The organism is Pseudarthrobacter sp. CCNWLW217, assembly GCF_037203985.1.
Classification (GTDB): Bacteria; Actinomycetota; Actinomycetes; order Actinomycetales; family Micrococcaceae; genus Arthrobacter.
In genome coordinates this window covers 69,123-86,111 of record NZ_JBBCBT010000015.1, presented here as the reverse complement: position 1 = coordinate 86,111, position 16,989 = coordinate 69,123, and the positions used below count along the sequence as shown (strand labels likewise).

Below are 16,989 nucleotides of genomic sequence, written 5' to 3'. Positions count from 1 at the left end.
ACCTGCTCCTAACGGGGGGCATTGAACTTGGCCAAGGCGCTCATCCCGTTGTGTGGGACCTGGTCAGCGGAGCCGCGAATGTGGGGGTCCCAAGACAGTTGGAAGGCATAGGCGGTTGGAAGTCGGCCATCGGCAAGGTTGGCATGTACGACCTGGCTTCTGACTGTCAAGCTGAACGTGATGCTAATCCCGACGATCCCAATTCTTGCTCTACCTGGCCGGATACGGTCGTCGATCGCTACAACCGAGAGGGCATACTGCTCTAGCTAGCCGATGCCGTTGATGCCCTGCTGCATCATTGCACTCAGGGCATCAACGCCACCTTGGACTGTCCCGGTGGCCGCGAGGTCCATCAGCTTCATGAGCAGCGCTTTCACCTTGCCACTGCTCGGGGCTGAAGAACGGATCTCTTCCTCCAGCTGCCCAACGATGACCTGGCCCTCAGCTGCCGCGTCTTCGCTCACGCCAATGAACTGGGGCGTCAACATGGCGCGAACCGAGCCGATGGTGCGCTCGACCTGCTCTACCTGCCCCTGCGTCAAGGTGTTGGACTGGGTGATGTTGGAGCTGTGGTGTGCCCAGTTGAACGCGCCGGTGTTGTGGATGTTGTACACATCTCCACCCCGAGAAACGGGCTCGGGAGTCGTTTCTTCGGCTTCCATCACTTCGATACCCCTGTTCGTCATCGTCGGCAGTCCCAGCACACCACCAAACGCGGGATACCCCCGAATCAGCCCCTCTACCACCAGCCACTCTGCTGCGCGCGCTAGTTCCCTCGGAGTGTATGGGTCATCGAAGTAACTGCCCTTGTCTGTGTCGAGGATGGAGTTGATTTCCGCCGCTTCTTCGCCGTCGACATACAACGCGTAAAGCCAACTGAGGATCGCCTGCCTGGTCTCCAGCGTGCGGCGGCGTCGGTCGTTCCTGAGAGCCTTGAACTCTTCCGCGGCGTCGACGCCGGGCTGCTTCAGAACGACCGTCTGGATGCCAGCTGGGGAGCGCTCGAACCAGAGCCACCCCTTATCTTGGAGGGCTTCCAAGTCGCTGGTGACACTTTGCCTAGGAACGCCCCGCTGCCTCGCCTCTTCATAGAGTGCACTCACCCCTACCTGACCGTTGCCATCCAGAGGCTCCGCTTCGGTAAGAGTAGAAATCAGCTGCAACTGCCGCAGACCAGCTTTGGTCTGAGCAATCGATTCAACTGTGGGCAACGGTTCCCCCTATGGAGTGAGCTTGATAACTTCACCCTAGCTGGGACATCAGACATGCAAGGGCCAAGACACGAGAGAGTTATAGGCTGCCGCGACTGCCCGTCACGCTGCCACAAGAGGTTCAATGCTCGCCCAAATTCTCCCCGGCTTCCGCGATTTCAGGACACCGTTGATGACCGGTGCTCTCTGGCTCACCGCTCTTTGGGTTTTCGTTGGTGCACCGATTCCGAAGAAGGAAGACCAAGAGGGCATTTTTGGCTTGCTGAATCAGATGTCGGCCTACCTGTCCCCCGCCTTGATCCTGGGCGTCTTCAGCTTCGCGGCCTACATCCTCGGTGTGCTGTTGATGCCAAACATCCAGCGCAAGCTAGAACGTGGTGTTGGACGCATTCACTGGGTGAAGATGCGACTTATGCGCCTCTACGACAGGCTCGAGTCCGACCGCGTCAAGGGCTGGATGCGGAAAGCTGAGCTCCACCTTCGCCAGCCCGAATACCCGCTTCCGGGTGGTCACACAAATCAAAACCGAAGACCTGCTCGACAACCTGGCAATTGGTGCTATTTATACGGCTGGCAAAGAAGGTAGAGACCTCGCTCCGCTGAGGAAGCACTACGACTTCTTCGATCCGGAGAAGAATCCAACCGATGATCATGCGGGACTGATCCAGTACGTCAAGCAAGACCTGATGGAAGAGGCAGCATCCATTTCAGCATCTCTGCAGGCAGGCAATGAGCGCGTGTTCAACAACTACGACCGTGCTCGGTCTGAAGCTGAGTTTAGGTTCGGTATTCATCTGCCGATATTCTTCATCGCGGCGGGCGTCGCGTGGAACATGTGGAGTACTGAGCTCGTGGCAGCGATCCTGATTGGGGTGGCTGGTGCCGTCGTCAGCGCAGTCCTGTTCGTCAAGGGCATCCATAAGATGAATGAAGCAACCGAAATCGGGTCCGAAGCCATCAAAGCCGGTGTCGTTCCCAGTAAGACGCTCGATCGTACACCTGGTTGGGCCAAGAAGGACGACACTGCATCCGGGACCAAGGCAGCAGCGTCGAAGCCGTCTTTGGGCCGCAGGCTGAAAGCGAAGCTCGAATAGACCATTCGAATGCATGTTGTGAGATTGATCCTGTGATCAAGGGTGAAGCTCCAGAGGATGTCGAGCGCATGATGGCTCCATGGCCCCTGAGGAACGCTTTCCGTTTGACAACCCCGCTCCACTCCGGGCGTTCCCGAAGTATGGCCGGCCCCAGGTGAAAGTGGCGGGTATCTACGGCGAGGCGGTCGGCTGGACCAGCATGTACGGCTTGATTGAATGGCTAGACCCTTCCGCGAAGTAGCGCATCGGTTGGGCGCACTCTTCAAGCATCTAGCGAGTGACGGCGGAAGTGTGGACGGGCGCGAGCGGGCTCTAGATGGACCTGCGTTATGTGCTTTGCACCTCGGACCTTCACCTACCCTTGGCTTATGGCAAATGAGGAAGCGCAGAGCACGGAGCAGAAGCACGAAATTCAAGGCAACAAACTAGGCACGACATTCATCCCGGTACTTACTCTTCCGCAGCCTGTCACTGACAAGCTGAAGAAGCATTTGGATGTCCGGCTTCAGTTATCGAGCGAAGCAAAGGTGAGCCTAGATAAGGCTTGGTGGTCTGCGCAGAACACTCCCGCTTACAAGAGCTCTATTGAACGCATCAATCTGTCTCTGCAGCGATCGCGAGTAACTGAACAGGCTCATGCCCGTCTGCTCGAAGCGCTTGGTCCGGTGCTATCGCTGCAGAAGCCCCAGGAGCAGGTGGAGCGTCACCCTGACACAGACGAAGACCTCGAGCCCACCCTGGCGAAGCCCTCCCCTGCACAGTCGACAGCCATTGAGGAAGTCGCAGTTCAATACGTCGAGGCGTTGGAGGAGGATCTCGGCGAAGAACAGCTTGACGCCCAAGCCGATGAGTTCAGCGCACAGAACCCTGCAGTCTTGGAACAAGTTGAACGCTTGGGAATCCTGGATCACCTGGACAACAACCCGAAGCGGCGCAAGCGCGTTGCCTTCCTGCTCGGACTGTATATCTCAATTCTTTGCACCTTCGGGATACTCACCGTCACAGAAAACGTCTCACCTGACACGCAAAAGCTCATATCTGCGAGCGGTTTCGGTGGGCTGACAGTGGGTGGCGCAACAACGGTGGGAACGAACAAGTACTTCGACAAGAGGGCCAAACGAGGAGAGGAGCAGGATAACGGGTCCCGAGAGGATGAGCCGCAGTAGCAACTCAGTTGCCCTGCTCCTTTGACCTGTCCTTTTGTGGGGCCAGGAGGCCACAGATGGCTGACTGCAATGAGGAGTGCCCACCGAAGCTTCACTAAGTGAGACTAGCGCTTCACTGATCCATATCCTTGCCGAAGGGACATGTGCAGTCTGAACAAGCCAAAATCTGTAAGGGCCACCAGTCCGGGGCCCAGACTGCATCCCTTATCGACACCAGTAGGATCTCTGAGCGGATGATGGTTCGTCCCAAGCTTCTTGAACTCACGCGCAAGAGCCTTCGGCGCATCAGTCGGAAGGGACGGGGATAGCTGGGTATCCGTTTCAATTGTCGACAAACCGGGGCAGGGGTATGTTTCACCAGCGCCCAGTGTGGGCGCAACTGCCGTACATTCCGGTGCCGTCTCTCCTGCAACACCGAAGGCACCGGTGCCAGCGCTCATAACGACTCCGGCGACCACTGTTTTACCTGCTGAGTCGCAAACCGGCTTCCTCCGCACTTTTGAAGGTATTCCAGTGCAGCATCAGTGGCCCGGCTGCCGGTGGGGGAGTCTTGCGTATGCAGAGAATCGGTTCCTTTGATGAGACCCGCTAGGAGGTTCCTCCTGCCTTACGAGACTCAGTTTGCCGAGCCGAGTCGGATAACATGACTTGCCATGGTGCCGAATATCTCAGTCTCTTTCGAAGGGCTTGCATTGTGAAGCAGGCACGCAGGCTTCACCGTATATTCGATCTGAAGCGCGAGGAGCGGCTTACCGTCATTGGCGAGGGGCTGGAGCACCTGGGAACCCATATTGAACAACTGATGTGGTCGATAGAAAATCTCTTGAAGGAAGGCCAGAAGTCAGCGGCGGGAGCACTCCAGGCGATCTGCCTTGAGGAAAGTGCCAAGGTGCTCATTCTTCTTGACATCGCACGTACGCACGACCAGCGGATCGCCCGCAAAGGGTGCGAGTATTTCTACTCACACCTGCCGCGCTTGATCTATGCGAACGTCCATGCGAGCAATCCTGCAGACTTCGGTGAGATTGAACGCAACCTAACCTGGCTTCGTCCGAGCCACTACCTCGATGGACCCAATGACGTTGACTGGATCTGGCGCAATGATTTGCTCAGGACTCGAGAGAATGCCCTTTACGTAGACTACGAGCAGACGGATGACGGCTTCATGTGGACGGGAGGTGACCCGGACCAGTTCTACGTCGACACCACAGCGGCCCGGCTCGTTCTCGCCATGAAGCATGCCGGACTTCTCACGGAGAATGGGGCGCGGGCCGCTGCGGGGGTTTGGAAGGAAGCAGTGTTCGATTCGGGTACTCGCTGGGAGTTCTGCCGAGACAAGGCCCGTGAAGTGCTTGCGACGGCCCTGCCGTCGGACACAGTTCCGTCTGAGTGCCTGCGCAGTAACGTTCGTCTGATTCTCGAGAAGTGGACGTTCCCACTTCTATCTCTCGATTTGAAGGAGGTCCCTGTTTCCATGGAGACTCTGAAAGAGCGCCAAGACCGTTACCTCAGCAGGCAATACGGTTTGGATGACTACTGGTAAGCCCTTGCGCAGGTTGGGGTTCATTTGCCAGCAGGGCTCTCGGGGATACGACTTGTATAGCCTTTTGCGCGGCCGCATACCGGCGATGTCGTGTCCGACTTTGTCATGACGTGCATTGTTGCTTTGAACATGCGGGGCGTTGACCTCAGCCGTTCAGAAGACTCCATGGCAGACCGTTCCGGCCAGTACGGAGTGCGGGGCCCTGGTGAGACAAACACAAGACAAGGGCGTCACCCTTGACGACGTTCGGCCCGATACTTCGCGGCCAAAGCAATGACGGCTGCTCTGCGCGCCGCGAACCACGCGCTCTGGAGCCGACTCATCCGTCTGCGCTAGGCAGCCGGACTCGGACCCAAAGTATCGATTCTGCGCGCGTTCGATCTCCTCGCTTAGATGGACGGCAGCGGAAACTCTGAGCGCCCCCTCACCAATCGTGCGATCGTCGAGCCTTTGGAGCCACCATCCATTGGCGACGGGAGTGACGTCCTGACGTGGTAGATGCCGCCCGCTGTCGAGATGTCCGCGGCTACCGCCCCCGCGACACCGATTCCGCATCGCGGTGTCTTCCTGACGAACTGGCAGCAGCTCTAGGCATGCCAGCGGCGGGCATCAACATATTGCAACACCCACGAACGTAGGGGCAATCTTCAGGTCTGCGGCTGCGCTGGACATCGACGCCGTGCTGATATCGCCGCGGTGCGGCGACCCGCTCTACCGCCGAAGTGTCCGCGTCAGCATGGGAACGGTGTTCCAGGTTCCGTGGGCACGGCTGGAGTCGTGGCCGCAGGATCTGGAGGTCCTCAAGGAACACGGCTTCACCGTGGCGGCGCTGGAGTTGACCGAGAACGCGGTGGACGTCGATGACCTCGCCGCCCGGAACCCGGACCGGCTGGCCCTGGTGCTTGGCACGGAGGGGGCGGGCATGAGCGCGGAGACCCTCGCCGCCGTCGACCTGGCCGTGAAGATCCCCATGCGGACGGGCGTGGACTCACTAAATGTGGCCGCGGCGTCAGCGGTGGCGTTCTGGGAGCTCAGGCCCCGAGCATAGGAGGGGCAGCCCTCTCTCGCGGCCAAAGTGGTTCGCAAGGACTCCTGTGATCGGCTATTATTGGTAGCTGGCCGCAATGATGTTCTGCTGTTGCAGGCAGTGGCCATCCCATTCATACCTGGCAGCTGGCAAAATCCAGTTGTGCGAACAAAGGTCCCATTATGAAGTCTGATATCCACCCGAAGTACGAAGCTGTTGTTTTCAACGACCTGGCTTCCGGCGTCAAGTTCCTGACCAAGTCCACCGTGTCTTCCAAGAAGACCATCGAGTGGGAAGACGGAAACACCTACCCGGTTATCGACGTCGAAATCTCCTCCGAGTCCCACCCGTTCTACACGGGCAAGCAGCGCATCATGGACTCTGCAGGCCGCGTCGAGCGCTTCAACGCTCGCTTCAAGGGCTTCGGCGGCAAGAAGTAATTCTCTTCACCCCCAAGGTTCTTTGGAAAGCCCGCACCGGCAACGGTGCGGGCTTTTTGCGTTTTCGGCATCCTGGGTAGTGGTGCAGGATGGAAGCCATGACTGACACTGCACCCACAGCCCAGGACCAGCCCGGCCGCCTCCACGGCGAGTACAAGGTCCCGGGCGGCAAACTCGTGGTGGTAGACCTCGATGTCGTGGACGGACTCCTCACGGGGGTGTCAGTCAGCGGCGATTTCTTCCTGGAACCCGATGAGGCGCTCCTGGATATCAACCGCGCCCTCATCGGGCTCCCGGAAACCACGACGGCGGCTGAACTCTCGGCCGCCGTGGCCGCCTCCCTGCCGCCCGGCGCCGTCCTGTTCGGCTTTTCAGCCGACGCCGTTGCCGTCACCGTACGCCGTGCACTGGCGAAGGCGACGTCGTGGTCCGACCATCACTGGAACGTCATTGCCCCCACAGTGCTCCCCACCCACGTCAACGTCGCCCTGGACGAGGTGCTGACCGAAGAGGTGGGCGCCGGCCGTCGCAACCCCACGCTGCGGTTCTGGGACTGGGAGGAACCGTCCGTGGTGATCGGCAGCTTCCAGTCCGTCCGCAATGAGCTCGATCCCGACGGCGTCGCCCGGCACGGCATTACCGTGGTCCGCCGTATCAGTGGCGGGGGAGCGATGTTCATGGAGGCCGGCAACTGCATCACATACTCCCTGTACCTGCCGCAGTCCCTGGTGGACGGAGTGAGCTTCGCCGACTCGTACGCGTTCCTGGACGCCTGGGTGATGGCCGCGCTGGAGAAGATCGGCGTCACGGCGTTTTACGTGCCCCTGAACGATATCGCCACGGAGCAGGGCAAGATCGGCGGCGCCGCACAGAAACGGCTGGCCAACGGCGGCATGCTGCACCACGTCACCATGAGCTATGACATCGACGCCGACAAAATGGTCGAAGTGCTGCGAATCGGCAAGGAAAAGCTCTCGGACAAGGGAACGCGTAGCGCCAAGAAGCGGGTTGACCCGTTGCGCCGCCAGACCGGGCTGGCCCGCACGGAGATCATCGCCGCGATGATGGAAGTGTTCAGTGAACGGTACGCGGCCACGTCGTCAGAACTCACGGACGCCGAACTGGACGCCGCGCGTGAACGGGTGGTTACAAAGTTCGGCACCGAGGAATGGCTGAACCGGGTCCCCTAGCTTGCGGGTCCCTAAACTGCTGGCGGCGCTGACGTGGCCTGGGCGGTAAGCGCCCGGAGCAGGTGGCTTTGCTGCTCAAGAATGATCCTGCGCAGGGCGCGCGGGGCGTCGGCGTTCGCTTCCAGCCAGGCACCCGTGCGGAGCACCACGGAATGCTGCTCGGGCAAGGTCCCGGCCGGGAGATCCTGTGCTATCGGATACAGCCCACGGACAATACGGCTGGCGATTTCGATGCTCCGGTTGTCCCAGACGCCGCGGAGGCAGTCGAAGTAGGGCTCCACGTAGGGTTCCAGCAGGGCAGAGGGTGCAGTTGTGAAGCCGGCGATAGTGGCGCTGAGGAGCTGGTTCGAGAGCTCCGTGCCCTCAACGGCCGCCTTCCATGCTGCCGCCTTGACCTCAGGATCGGGGCGGGCGGCGAGGGCGGTCGCGTGGCCGGCCCGGCCTGACGCAGTGGTGTCGCGGTCCAGCTCGGCGTCCAGTTCGCCCACAGTGGCTTGGTTGTTGGCTGCCAGCGCGTGCCAGATGTTCCAGCGCAGCTCGGCGTCGACGGCAAGTCCGTCCACGTTAACCGTGCCGTCCAGGAGGCTTCGAAGCCGGGGGAGCAGCATGGCGTCGTGGCGGCTGACGGCGGCCAAAGTGCGCGCCCAGGCGAGCTGGTGGTCGGAACCAGGGCCAGCCAGCTGCAGCTGGGTGTCCGCGGCCGTCAGGAAGGCCCTGCGGACGGCGTCGCGCGCACCGGACGGTGTATAGCGTTCGACGGCGGTCTGGGCGTTGTCGAGGATGTTCACCAGCACGCCGATCCCGGTTTCGGACGGTCCGAATGCCTTAACCGCGTCGACGTAGCGGGTGGCCGGGCTTTCGCCGTCGCGGGCCGAGTTCCATAGCGCAGTCCAGCAGAGCGCGCGGGCCATGGGATCGGTGATGCGGTCCAGGGAGGCCAGCACAGTGGCTTCCGAGAATGGGTCCAGCCGCACCTTGGCGTAGGTGAGGTCGTCGTCGTTCACCAGCAGGAGCGCGGGCCGGGGCAGGCCGGCAAGTTCGGGAATGTCCGTTCGTTCCCCCGTTACGTCGGTTTCGACGGTTCCAGTCCGGACCAGTGCGCCATCGGCCTCGAAATTGTAGGAACCCACGCGCAGCCGGTGGGGGCGCAGCTCGACGCGTCCGGTAACCGGGTCCACAGCCTCCTGGACGATGGCCACGGCGCCTGGCTCGGCGTCGTGCGTCCCGGCCTGCACCGAGAGCGTGGAGATGCCGGAGGTCTGCAGCCAGCGGGCTGCCCAGCCGGCAAGGTCGCGGCCCGAGGAAGCACTGAGTGCCGTCAGCAGGTCCGCCAGGGTGGTGTTGCCATAGGCATGGTCACGGAAATACTGCCTTGAACCGGCGATGAACGCTTCGAACCCCACATATGCCACCAGCTGCTTGAGTACGGACGCGCCCTTGGCATAGGTGATGCCGTCGAAGTTCTGTTTGGCGGCCTCGAGGTCGGGGATGTCTGCCACGATGGGGTGTGTGGTGGGCAGCTGGTCCTGGACGTAGGCCCAGGCCTTGCGTTTGTTGGCAAAGTTGACCCACGCGGTGTCCCAGTCCGTCGCGCGGTCCACGCCGAGGGTTCCCATGTAGTCGGCGAACGACTCTTTGAGCCACAGGTCATCCCACCACTGCATGGTGACGAGGTCACCAAACCACATGTGGGCCATTTCGTGCAGCAAGGTGTTCGCACGCGCCTGGTATTGCGAGTCGGTGGCGCGGGACGTGAACACATAGCTGTCGGTGAAGGTGACCAGTCCGGGGTTCTCCATCGCGCCGAGGTTGTATTCGGGGACAAAGGCCTGGTCGTACTTTCCCCACGGGTACGGGTAGCCGAAAAGCCGGTTGAAGAAGTCCAGCCCGCCCTTGGTGAGGCGGAACAGTTCAGTGGCATCGAAAGACTCCGCCATGGAAGCACGGCAGTACAGAGCCAACGGCACTTCCAGCGGTGTGCCGTCATCCAAGGTGGCGCTCCAGTGGTCCGCTGCCTTGACGTAGGGGCCAGCGAGCACCGTAGTGATGTACGTGGACATGGGCCGTGTAGTGGCGAAGTCCCAGCGGCTGGTGGCCGGATCCGAAGTCAGTTGCGTGCGGGTGGCCTCGACTCCGTTGGAAGCGACTTCCCAGCCGGACGGGGCAATGACGTGGAACGTGAACTCGGCCTTGAGGTCCGGCTGTTCAAAGTTGGCGAACACCCGCCTCGCGTCAGCGGGCTCGTACTGCGTATACAGGTAGCACTGGCCGTCCGCGGGATCCACAAAGCGGTGCATTCCCTCGCCGGAACGGCTATACAGGGCAGTGCCCGTCACAGTCACCTGGTTTTTAGCCTGCAGGTTGTCCAACCGGATCCGGGAGCCGTCCACGACGTCGGCGACGCTCAGTTCCTTGCCGTTGAGGACCACGCTATGCACCTCGCTGGCGATGAAATCCAGGAAGGTCGAGGCTGACTGCCCCTCGCCAGGCTCCGCGGCCGAGAAGTTGATGGCGCTACGGCTTGAATACCCGGCAACGCCTGGATCGGCCGCCTGGCTCACGTCCAGGGAAACGTCGTAGCTGTGGGTCGTGATCAGGGCCGAGCGTTGCGCGGCTTCGGTGCGCTGCAGATTCTCATGTGACACTCCGCTATCTAATCACGGGACTCCGACGGCGGTTCACCGCCCGAATCGCTGTGCAACGGGCCCGCGCGGACCTAGGCAGTCATGAGCAAGGCAGCCGCAAGGCCCAGCACTGCAATCAGCAACCAGGCTGCCAAAGCAGCGGACAGCGCCCGGGCGCCGGTGTGCAGGAGCGTGCGGATCCGTACCGCGGATCCCAGGCCGAACAGCGCGGCGCCCAGCAGGATGTCCTGGACTCCGGCACCGGCGTCCAGGGCCGCCGGCGGAAGCCATCCGCTGGACCGCAGGCCAACCATGGCCATGAAGCCGAGCACAAAGAGGGGGATCACGGGCGGGAGGCGCTCCATGGAGGAAGCTGCCAAGGTTCCCGGCGGCAGCGAAGCTGCTGCCTTGCCTGCGGCCTTCGCCGCACTGAACCGTTGGTGGACCCCCGCCGCGGCTACAACAGGTGCCAGCAGGAGCACACGGGTGAGTTTGACGACGACGGCGATCCCCAGCGCCGTCGTCCCGGCAGTCTGTGCGGTGGCCACCACCTGGCCGACGTCGTGCACTGATGCCCCCGTCCAGGCACCGAACGCCAGGGGAGTGAGCTGCAGCGGATGCACCAGCAGTGGAAGGACCCCGATGGCCAAGGTTCCGCACAGTGTCACAAGGGCCACGGGCAGCACCGTGTCCACGTGTCGGATCCGGCGGACCGCGGCCATCGCGCCAATGGCGGAGGCACCGCAGATGGAAAATCCGGTGGCGATCAGCAGGGACGTCTCCGCGGGCAGCCGGAAGACCCTGGAGATCACATAAGTGCCGACGAAACTGACAAGCACCACACCAGCGACCAGCAACAAGGCAAGCCAGCCCAGGCCCATGACATCCATGATGCTGACCTTGAGCCCAAGGACCACGATCCCGGCACGCATGAAGTGCTTGCCGGCGAAATCGAGCCCCGGCCTGGCTCGTCCGGCCACCCACACGGCAGTGCCCGGAAGGTTCGCCGCCAGCAGGCCAAGGACAACAGCGAGGGTCATGGCGGGCAGGACGGGAACCAGGCTGTGGACGAGGAAGGCAGCGGCCAGTGCCAGGGCAGCGGTCAGCAGGCCCGGCAGGAGACGGTCCTTTCCAAGTGGCACTCACCTACTTTGCCGGATAGGACACGGATTCCACGAACCGGCCGCGGCGGTCCAACACGCCACAATGGATGGCAGTAATGATTTCGAAACAAAAAGATGGTTGGCTAAAGGACATGTCAGACCTATTCCAGGATTACTCCGAGGCCGCCGGGCGTTCCGGTGCCTACGACGAGATGTTCGCCCCCGGCCAGGAAGCCCGCGAGTCGTACGGGCAGGTGGCCGACGCCCTCAGCAAGCTCTCGCTGGCCGATGTCAGCGCCAGGGCTGATTCGATGGCACGGACGTTCCTGGACCGCGGTGTCACCTTCGACTTCGCGGGGGAGGAGCGGCCTTTCCCCCTCGATATTGTTCCGCGGGTCATCCCGGCGGATGAATGGACCGTCCTGGAACGGGGGGTGGCGCAGCGGGTCAAGGCCCTGGAGGCCTTCCTCAACGACGTTTACGACAAAATGACCGTTGTGTCCGATGGCGTCATTCCGCGCCAGCTGGTCACTACCAGTGCCCACTTCCACCGCCAGGTCCAGGGCTTCGAGCCCGCCGGTGGGGTCCGCGTACACATTTCCGGCATTGACGTAGTCCGCGATGCGGCAGGCACCTTCCGCGTCCTCGAAGACAACGTCCGGGTTCCGTCCGGCGTGAGCTACGTCCTGGAGAACCGCCGGGCGATGGCCAAGGGCCTGCCTGAGGCGTTCGGCCAGCAGCTCATCCGCCCGGTGGAAGAATACCCGCGGAGGCTCCTCTCGGCGCTGCGCAAGACTGCACCGTCCGGTGTCGATGATCCCACTGTTGTAGTGCTGACCCCCGGCGTCTTCAACAGCGCTTACTTCGAGCACACCCTGCTGGCCGGCCTGATGGGCGTTGAGCTGGTGGAAGGCCGCGACCTGATTTGCCGCGGCAACCGCGTCTACATGCGCACCACCGCCGGCGAACAGCGTGTGGACGTGATCTACAAACGGATCGACGACGAATTCCTGGACCCGCTGCAGTTCCGCGCCGACTCCATGCTCGGCTGCCCGGGCCTGGTCAACGCGGCACGGGCCGGCGGCGTGACCATCGCCAACGCGGTGGGCAACGGCGTTGCAGACGACAAACTCGTGTACAGCTACGTTCCGGACCTGATCCGGTATTACTTGAGCGAGGAACCGATTATCGCGAACGTGGACACGTTCCGGCTGGAGGAGAAGGACGCCCGGGAGTACGTCCTGGACAACCTCGCCGAACTCGTGGTGAAACCCGTGGACGGCTCCGGCGGCAAGGGCCTTGTCATCGGCCCCGACGCCTCCAACGACGAACTCGACGCGCTCCGCAAGCGGGTCATTGCAGATCCCCGCGGATGGATTGCGCAGCCGGTGCTGCAGCTTTCCACCGTTCCTACGCTCAGCGGCGACAAATTTGGGCCCCGCCACGTTGACCTGCGCCCGTTCGCGGTCAACGACGGCGACGACGTCTGGGTCCTCCCCGGCGGACTTACCCGGGTGGCGCTCAAGGAGGGGTCCCTGATTGTGAACTCCAGCCAAGGCGGCGGCTCCAAGGACACCTGGGTACTGGCCGACTCTCCCCAGGTACCCGTAGAGACCATCCCGCGGCCATCGATTGCCATCCGCGAGCGGGTCTCGGTCTGGCCAGTGGAGAGCAACTGGCGCGACCGCCAGTCGGAGCAGCAGCAGTGAGCCGGGCCTTGACCCCGGCAGTAATTTCCCATCGGATTCCGGACGCGCAGGAGGTAGCCACGAATGCTTAGCCGTATTGCTGAGTCCCTTTTTTGGATCGGCAGGTATGTGGAGCGTGCTGACGGCACGGCCCGCATCCTTGACGTTCACCTGGAGCGCCTGAACCACCTGCCCATGGAAGAGCGCCGCAGCGTCGCCCAGGAACTCCTGGCAGTCATGGGCGCCCGGCCGCAGAGTGAGGACTTCGGTCTTCCCGAACTGCTGCACGCCCTGGCGTACGACAAAACCAGTGCCACCTCGATCGCGGGATCCCTGGGCGCTGCCCGGGAGAACGCCAGGCGTGCCCGCGAGACCGTATCCTCCGGCCTCTGGGAGAGCCTCAACACCACGTACTACGGGCTGAGCCAGCACCGCAAGGACGTGGTGGGCACATACCGCTTCTGCAACTGGACGCTGGAACGGACCGCCATGGTCAGTGGCCTCGCGGACACAACGGTGAGCCACGACGAAAGCTGGCTGTTCCTGGTGCTGGGCCGTTCCCTGGAACGGGCAGACATGACCGCCCGCATGCTCTCCACCCGGGATGTCCTCTCCGCCGGCATGTCCTGGGTGAACATGCTCCGGTGCGCGGGAGCCTACGAATCCTTCCTGCGTACCCGCAGGGCAGCGTTCGGCGACCAGCACGCCGCCGAGTTCCTGCTTCTGGACAGGCTGTTCCCGCGCTCCATCGTGTATGCCCTGCGCGACGCCGACGAGTGCCTGGCCAAGCTCGATCCTTCCGCCCAGCGGGTGGGCTTCATCAACGACGCCCGACGGATCGTCGGCCAGGCGCGGACGTTCCTGGAGTTCCACCGCACGGACGACCTCATGTCCGAACTCCCCGAACACATGGAGCGCGTGCAGAAAGCCGTTTCGCAGGCGTCCGACGCCATTTCCCGTAAGTACTTCAATCAGGCGGACGAACTGGCCTGGGTGGGAGAAGTTTCATGACCCGGCTGAGCATCATCCACAAGACCGCGTACAAGTACAACAAGCGCGTCACGCTGTCCTACAACGAGGCCCGCATGACGCCGCTGACGGACCCCCAGCAGGTGGTCCTGGAGTCCGTCCTCAAGGTCTCGCCGTCGCAGGCGGCCGTGAGCAGCTACCGGGACTACTGGGGAACCAGGGTAACGGCCTTTGACATGCAGATGCCGCACGACCACCTCGAGGTCATCTCCAACATCACCGTGGAGGTCCATCGGGCCGAAAAGATCCCCTCGGAGACGGACATCGCGGGCTGGGACGTCCTGGCGTCCGACGAAACCCTGAACACCTACAGTGACTGGCTGCCGCAGTCCCAGCTCAGCGGTCCCGGCGCGGAAGTGCTCGGGATTATCCCCGGCGTTGTCGCAGGTAAGAATCCACACGAAGCCGCCATGGCCATCTTTGGCTGGATGCGCGGCGAGATGACCTACATGTCAGGGTCCACTGCGGTGACCACCAACGCCGAGGAAGCCTGGGGACAGCGGCAGGGCGTCTGCCAGGACCTTGCGCACCTGGCCATCGGAGCCCTCCGCAGCTGCGGGATCCCCGCCCGCTATGTGTCCGGCTACCTCCACCCGCGCTCGACGGCGGACATCGGCGAGACCGTTGCCGGCCAGTCCCATGCGTGGCTGGAATGGTGGGACGGCCAGTGGCGGAGCTGGGATCCGACGAACCACAAACCAGCCGGCGACTACCACGTCACCGTGGCACGTGGCCGGGACTACCGCGATGTGCCGCCGCTGAAGGGCATCCTGTCCGGCGGCGGCGGATCGGCGCTGAGCGTCAGCGTGGAGATCACGCGGCTCGCATGACTGACCGCAGGCCGGGCCGACTGGCCCGGCCTGCGGTTTCGTTAATGGCCTGCTGTCCTTATTCCGGGGACGCTTTGACCGCCCCGCTCAGCTGCGTCCACCAGGTCATCGGCGCAGTCACCTTGAAGCGCCGTCCTGTGATGCTGCCGGGGGTCACGCGGACGAACGTGTCTTTCCTGCCGGCCTGCCATGGAAACAGGTAAAGGGCTGCCGTGTCCAACAGCTGTTCGGTTCCTGTCACCGCAGCCGCGGCGCCCTTCACCACTACGCTCCAGGCAAGGCCGGTGGTGGCATCCACGCCGTCCGCTTCGAGGGCCACGTGGGCGCCTTCAGTGGCGCCAGCCAGTTTGGTTCCCTCGCCGGTGCGGAACACCAGCGTTCCGCCGTCTACCGTGTAGTTGATCGGGAAGATGTCCGGGTGGCCGTCCGCAAGGACCGCCAGCCTTCCCACGGAGACTGTCCGCAACAGTTCCCAGCATTCATGGTTTTCCAGGTTCTGGACTTCGGAAGATGACTCGTTGCTCATGCCGCTGAGCTTACGCCCGAGCCGGGCCCTGGGACAGGGACTACCAGGGGCTTGGCTTGTAGTCCTTCAGGAAGACGCCGTACTGGTCCTCGCCCTTCTCACCCATCACGATGGGATCGTAGACGCGTGCGGCTCCGTCCACCAGGTCCAGGGGCGCGTGGAAGCCTTCCTCCATGAGCCGGACCTTTGTGAAATGCGGGCGCTCATCAGTGATCCAGCCGGTGTCCACGGCAGTCATCAGGATGCCGTCGGTCTCCAGCATTTCCTGGGCGCTGGTCCGGGTCATCATGTTCAGTGCCGCCTTCGCCATGTTGGTGTGCGGATGCCCGGGGCCCTTGTAGGCGCGGGAGAACTGTCCTTCCATGGCGGAGACGTTAACGATGTACTTCCGGTGCGCCGTTGAGCGCTTCATGGCATCACGCAGCCGGCTCACCAGAAGGAAGGGAGCCGTCACGTTGCAGAGCTGGACCTCCAGCATTTCCAGTGGATCCACCTCGTCCACCACCTGCGTCCAGCTGTTGATGGTGGCCAGGTCCGGAACCAGCCCGCCGGCGTCGATCGCTGTCCCGGACGCGATGCGCTCCAGGGAGGCAGAACCGGTGGAGAGGGCCAACGACGTAATGGCATCGCCGGCCAGCACGGGATGGTCGGTGACGCTGCTTGCGAGGGCGAGCGGATGCTTGTCGTGCGCATGGCCAAACGTCAGCAGCACAGGACCGCCGTTGGAAGCGTCCAGGGCGGCGGGAAGGGGCTCATCTTCAGCGTCAACCAACGGCTTGTATGCATTGCCCGAGCGGCGCACTGTCTGTGCTGCGTTGTTGATGATGATGTCGAGCGGGCCGGCAGCACTGAGGGAATCTGTCAGGGCCATCACCTGCGACGGATCGCGGAGGTCGATGCCCACAATCTGAAGCCGGTGCAGCCAGTCCCCGCTGTCCTCCATGGCCGCGAAGCGGCGTGCAGCATCTTTGGGGAACCGCGTCGTGATGGTGGTGTGCGCGCCGTCGCGCAGCAGCCGCAAGGCTATGTACATGCCAATCTTCGCGCGTCCGCCCGTGAGCAACGCCCGGCGGCCTGTGAGGTCAGTACGGGCATCCCGCTTGCCGTGGTTGAAGGCGGCGCACTCGGGACAGAGCTGGTGATAGAAGGCGTCCACCTGCGTGTAATGCTGCTTGCAGATGTAGCACGGACGCGAACGGATGAGGTGCCCGGCGATGGCACCAGTGGCCGACGTCGCCAGCTTGTTGCCCCGGGTTTCGTCGTCGATACGGTCCGGAGCCGCGGTGGCCGTCTGGGCGATGACCGCGCGGTCCGCTTCGGAGATGAGATCCCGCTTTGTCACTCGGCGGTGCCGCTTGACGGCTTTGAACATTTTCCCGGTGGCACGCCGAACCTGGACGTAGTCCGGGTGCTCCTCGTCATACGCGTGGATGGTGTTTAAAACCTTGAGGCAGGCCTGGATTTCCTCAGGCGTCAGATCGGGGGAGCTCATTGTACCGATTTTACAGCCTGTGGAGA

At 62.7% G+C, this 16,989-nt stretch carries 14 protein-coding genes and 1 pseudogene; 10 read left to right on the top strand and 5 right to left on the bottom strand.

Annotated elements, in window-relative coordinates:
* Window positions 1–266: 266 nt before the first annotated feature.
* Window positions 267–1,211, bottom strand: coding sequence for a hypothetical protein (locus V9L18_RS16840; RefSeq protein ID WP_337348306.1), 945 nt, complete (start codon window positions 1,209–1,211; stop codon window positions 267–269).
* 124 nt (window positions 1,212–1,335) lie between these two features.
* On the opposite strand from V9L18_RS16840, the gene V9L18_RS16835 reads away from it, so the two are divergent.
* From V9L18_RS16835 to V9L18_RS16805, 7 genes and pseudogenes are all read left to right on the top strand, one after another.
* Window positions 1,336–1,797: a hypothetical protein gene (locus tag V9L18_RS16835; protein WP_337348305.1), complete on the top strand. Its 462-nt coding sequence runs from the start codon at window positions 1,336–1,338 to the stop codon at window positions 1,795–1,797.
* Window positions 1,718–2,305 carry a hypothetical protein gene (locus V9L18_RS16830; protein WP_337348304.1) on the top strand — a complete coding sequence of 196 codons (588 nt, stop codon included), beginning with the start codon at window positions 1,718–1,720 and terminating at the stop codon, window positions 2,303–2,305. Before V9L18_RS16835 ends, V9L18_RS16830 begins: the two co-directional genes overlap by 80 nt.
* 368 nt (window positions 2,306–2,673) lie before the next feature.
* Window positions 2,674–3,471: a hypothetical protein gene (locus tag V9L18_RS16825; RefSeq protein WP_337348303.1), complete on the top strand. Its 798-nt coding sequence runs from the start codon at window positions 2,674–2,676 to the stop codon at window positions 3,469–3,471.
* Window positions 3,472–4,165: 694 nt separating this feature from the next.
* Window positions 4,166–5,014, top strand: a complete 849-nt coding sequence (locus tag V9L18_RS16820; RefSeq protein WP_337348302.1) for an AbiV family abortive infection protein — start codon at window positions 4,166–4,168, stop codon at window positions 5,012–5,014.
* A gap of 622 nt (window positions 5,015–5,636) precedes the next feature.
* Window positions 5,637–6,062: pseudogene (locus V9L18_RS16815) on the top strand (TrmH family RNA methyltransferase); the annotation flags it as partial.
* Window positions 6,063–6,223: 161 nt separating this feature from the next.
* Window positions 6,224–6,481 (top strand): type B 50S ribosomal protein L31, encoded by a 258-nt coding sequence (locus V9L18_RS16810; RefSeq protein WP_028267311.1) that lies wholly within the window; start codon window positions 6,224–6,226, stop codon window positions 6,479–6,481.
* A 98-nt stretch (window positions 6,482–6,579) separates the two neighbouring features.
* On the top strand, window positions 6,580–7,671 hold the full coding sequence (locus V9L18_RS16805; RefSeq protein WP_337348301.1) for a lipoate--protein ligase family protein: 1,092 nt from the start codon (window positions 6,580–6,582) through the stop codon (window positions 7,669–7,671).
* Window positions 7,672–7,682: 11 nt separating this feature from the next.
* Here the strand turns inward: V9L18_RS16805 and pepN are convergent, their stop codons facing one another.
* Both pepN and V9L18_RS16795 read right to left on the bottom strand, forming a co-directional pair.
* Window positions 7,683–10,316, bottom strand: a complete 2,634-nt coding sequence (gene pepN, locus V9L18_RS16800; RefSeq protein WP_337348300.1) for an aminopeptidase N — start codon at window positions 10,314–10,316, stop codon at window positions 7,683–7,685.
* A gap of 71 nt (window positions 10,317–10,387) precedes the next feature.
* The gene (locus V9L18_RS16795; RefSeq protein WP_337348299.1) at window positions 10,388–11,437 is read right to left on the bottom strand and encodes a YeiH family protein; all 1,050 of its coding nucleotides are present in this window, start codon (window positions 11,435–11,437) and stop codon (window positions 10,388–10,390) included.
* 113 nt (window positions 11,438–11,550) lie between these two features.
* On the opposite strand from V9L18_RS16795, the gene V9L18_RS16790 reads away from it, so the two are divergent.
* The 3 genes from V9L18_RS16790 to V9L18_RS16780 all read left to right on the top strand — a co-directional run bounded on the left by V9L18_RS16790 (window position 11,551) and on the right by V9L18_RS16780 (window position 14,945).
* On the top strand, window positions 11,551–13,107 hold the full coding sequence (locus V9L18_RS16790; RefSeq protein ID WP_337348298.1) for a circularly permuted type 2 ATP-grasp protein: 1,557 nt from the start codon (window positions 11,551–11,553) through the stop codon (window positions 13,105–13,107).
* Between the two features lie 63 nt (window positions 13,108–13,170).
* Window positions 13,171–14,097: an alpha-E domain-containing protein gene (locus V9L18_RS16785; protein WP_018761308.1), complete on the top strand. Its 927-nt coding sequence runs from the start codon at window positions 13,171–13,173 to the stop codon at window positions 14,095–14,097.
* Window positions 14,094–14,945 carry a transglutaminase family protein gene (locus tag V9L18_RS16780; RefSeq protein ID WP_337348297.1) on the top strand — a complete coding sequence of 284 codons (852 nt, stop codon included), beginning with the start codon at window positions 14,094–14,096 and terminating at the stop codon, window positions 14,943–14,945. Before V9L18_RS16785 ends, V9L18_RS16780 begins: the two co-directional genes overlap by 4 nt.
* A gap of 58 nt (window positions 14,946–15,003) precedes the next feature.
* Here V9L18_RS16780 and V9L18_RS16775 read toward each other — a convergent pair whose 3' ends face one another.
* Together V9L18_RS16775 and V9L18_RS16770 are read right to left on the bottom strand one after the other, a co-directional pair.
* The gene (locus V9L18_RS16775) at window positions 15,004–15,471 is read right to left on the bottom strand and encodes a pyridoxamine 5'-phosphate oxidase family protein (protein ID WP_337348296.1); all 468 of its coding nucleotides are present in this window, start codon (window positions 15,469–15,471) and stop codon (window positions 15,004–15,006) included.
* Window positions 15,472–15,511: 40 nt separating this feature from the next.
* Window positions 15,512–16,963, bottom strand: coding sequence for an SDR family NAD(P)-dependent oxidoreductase (locus V9L18_RS16770; protein WP_337348295.1), 1,452 nt, complete (start codon window positions 16,961–16,963; stop codon window positions 15,512–15,514).
* Between the last annotated feature and the right edge of the window lie 26 nt (window positions 16,964–16,989).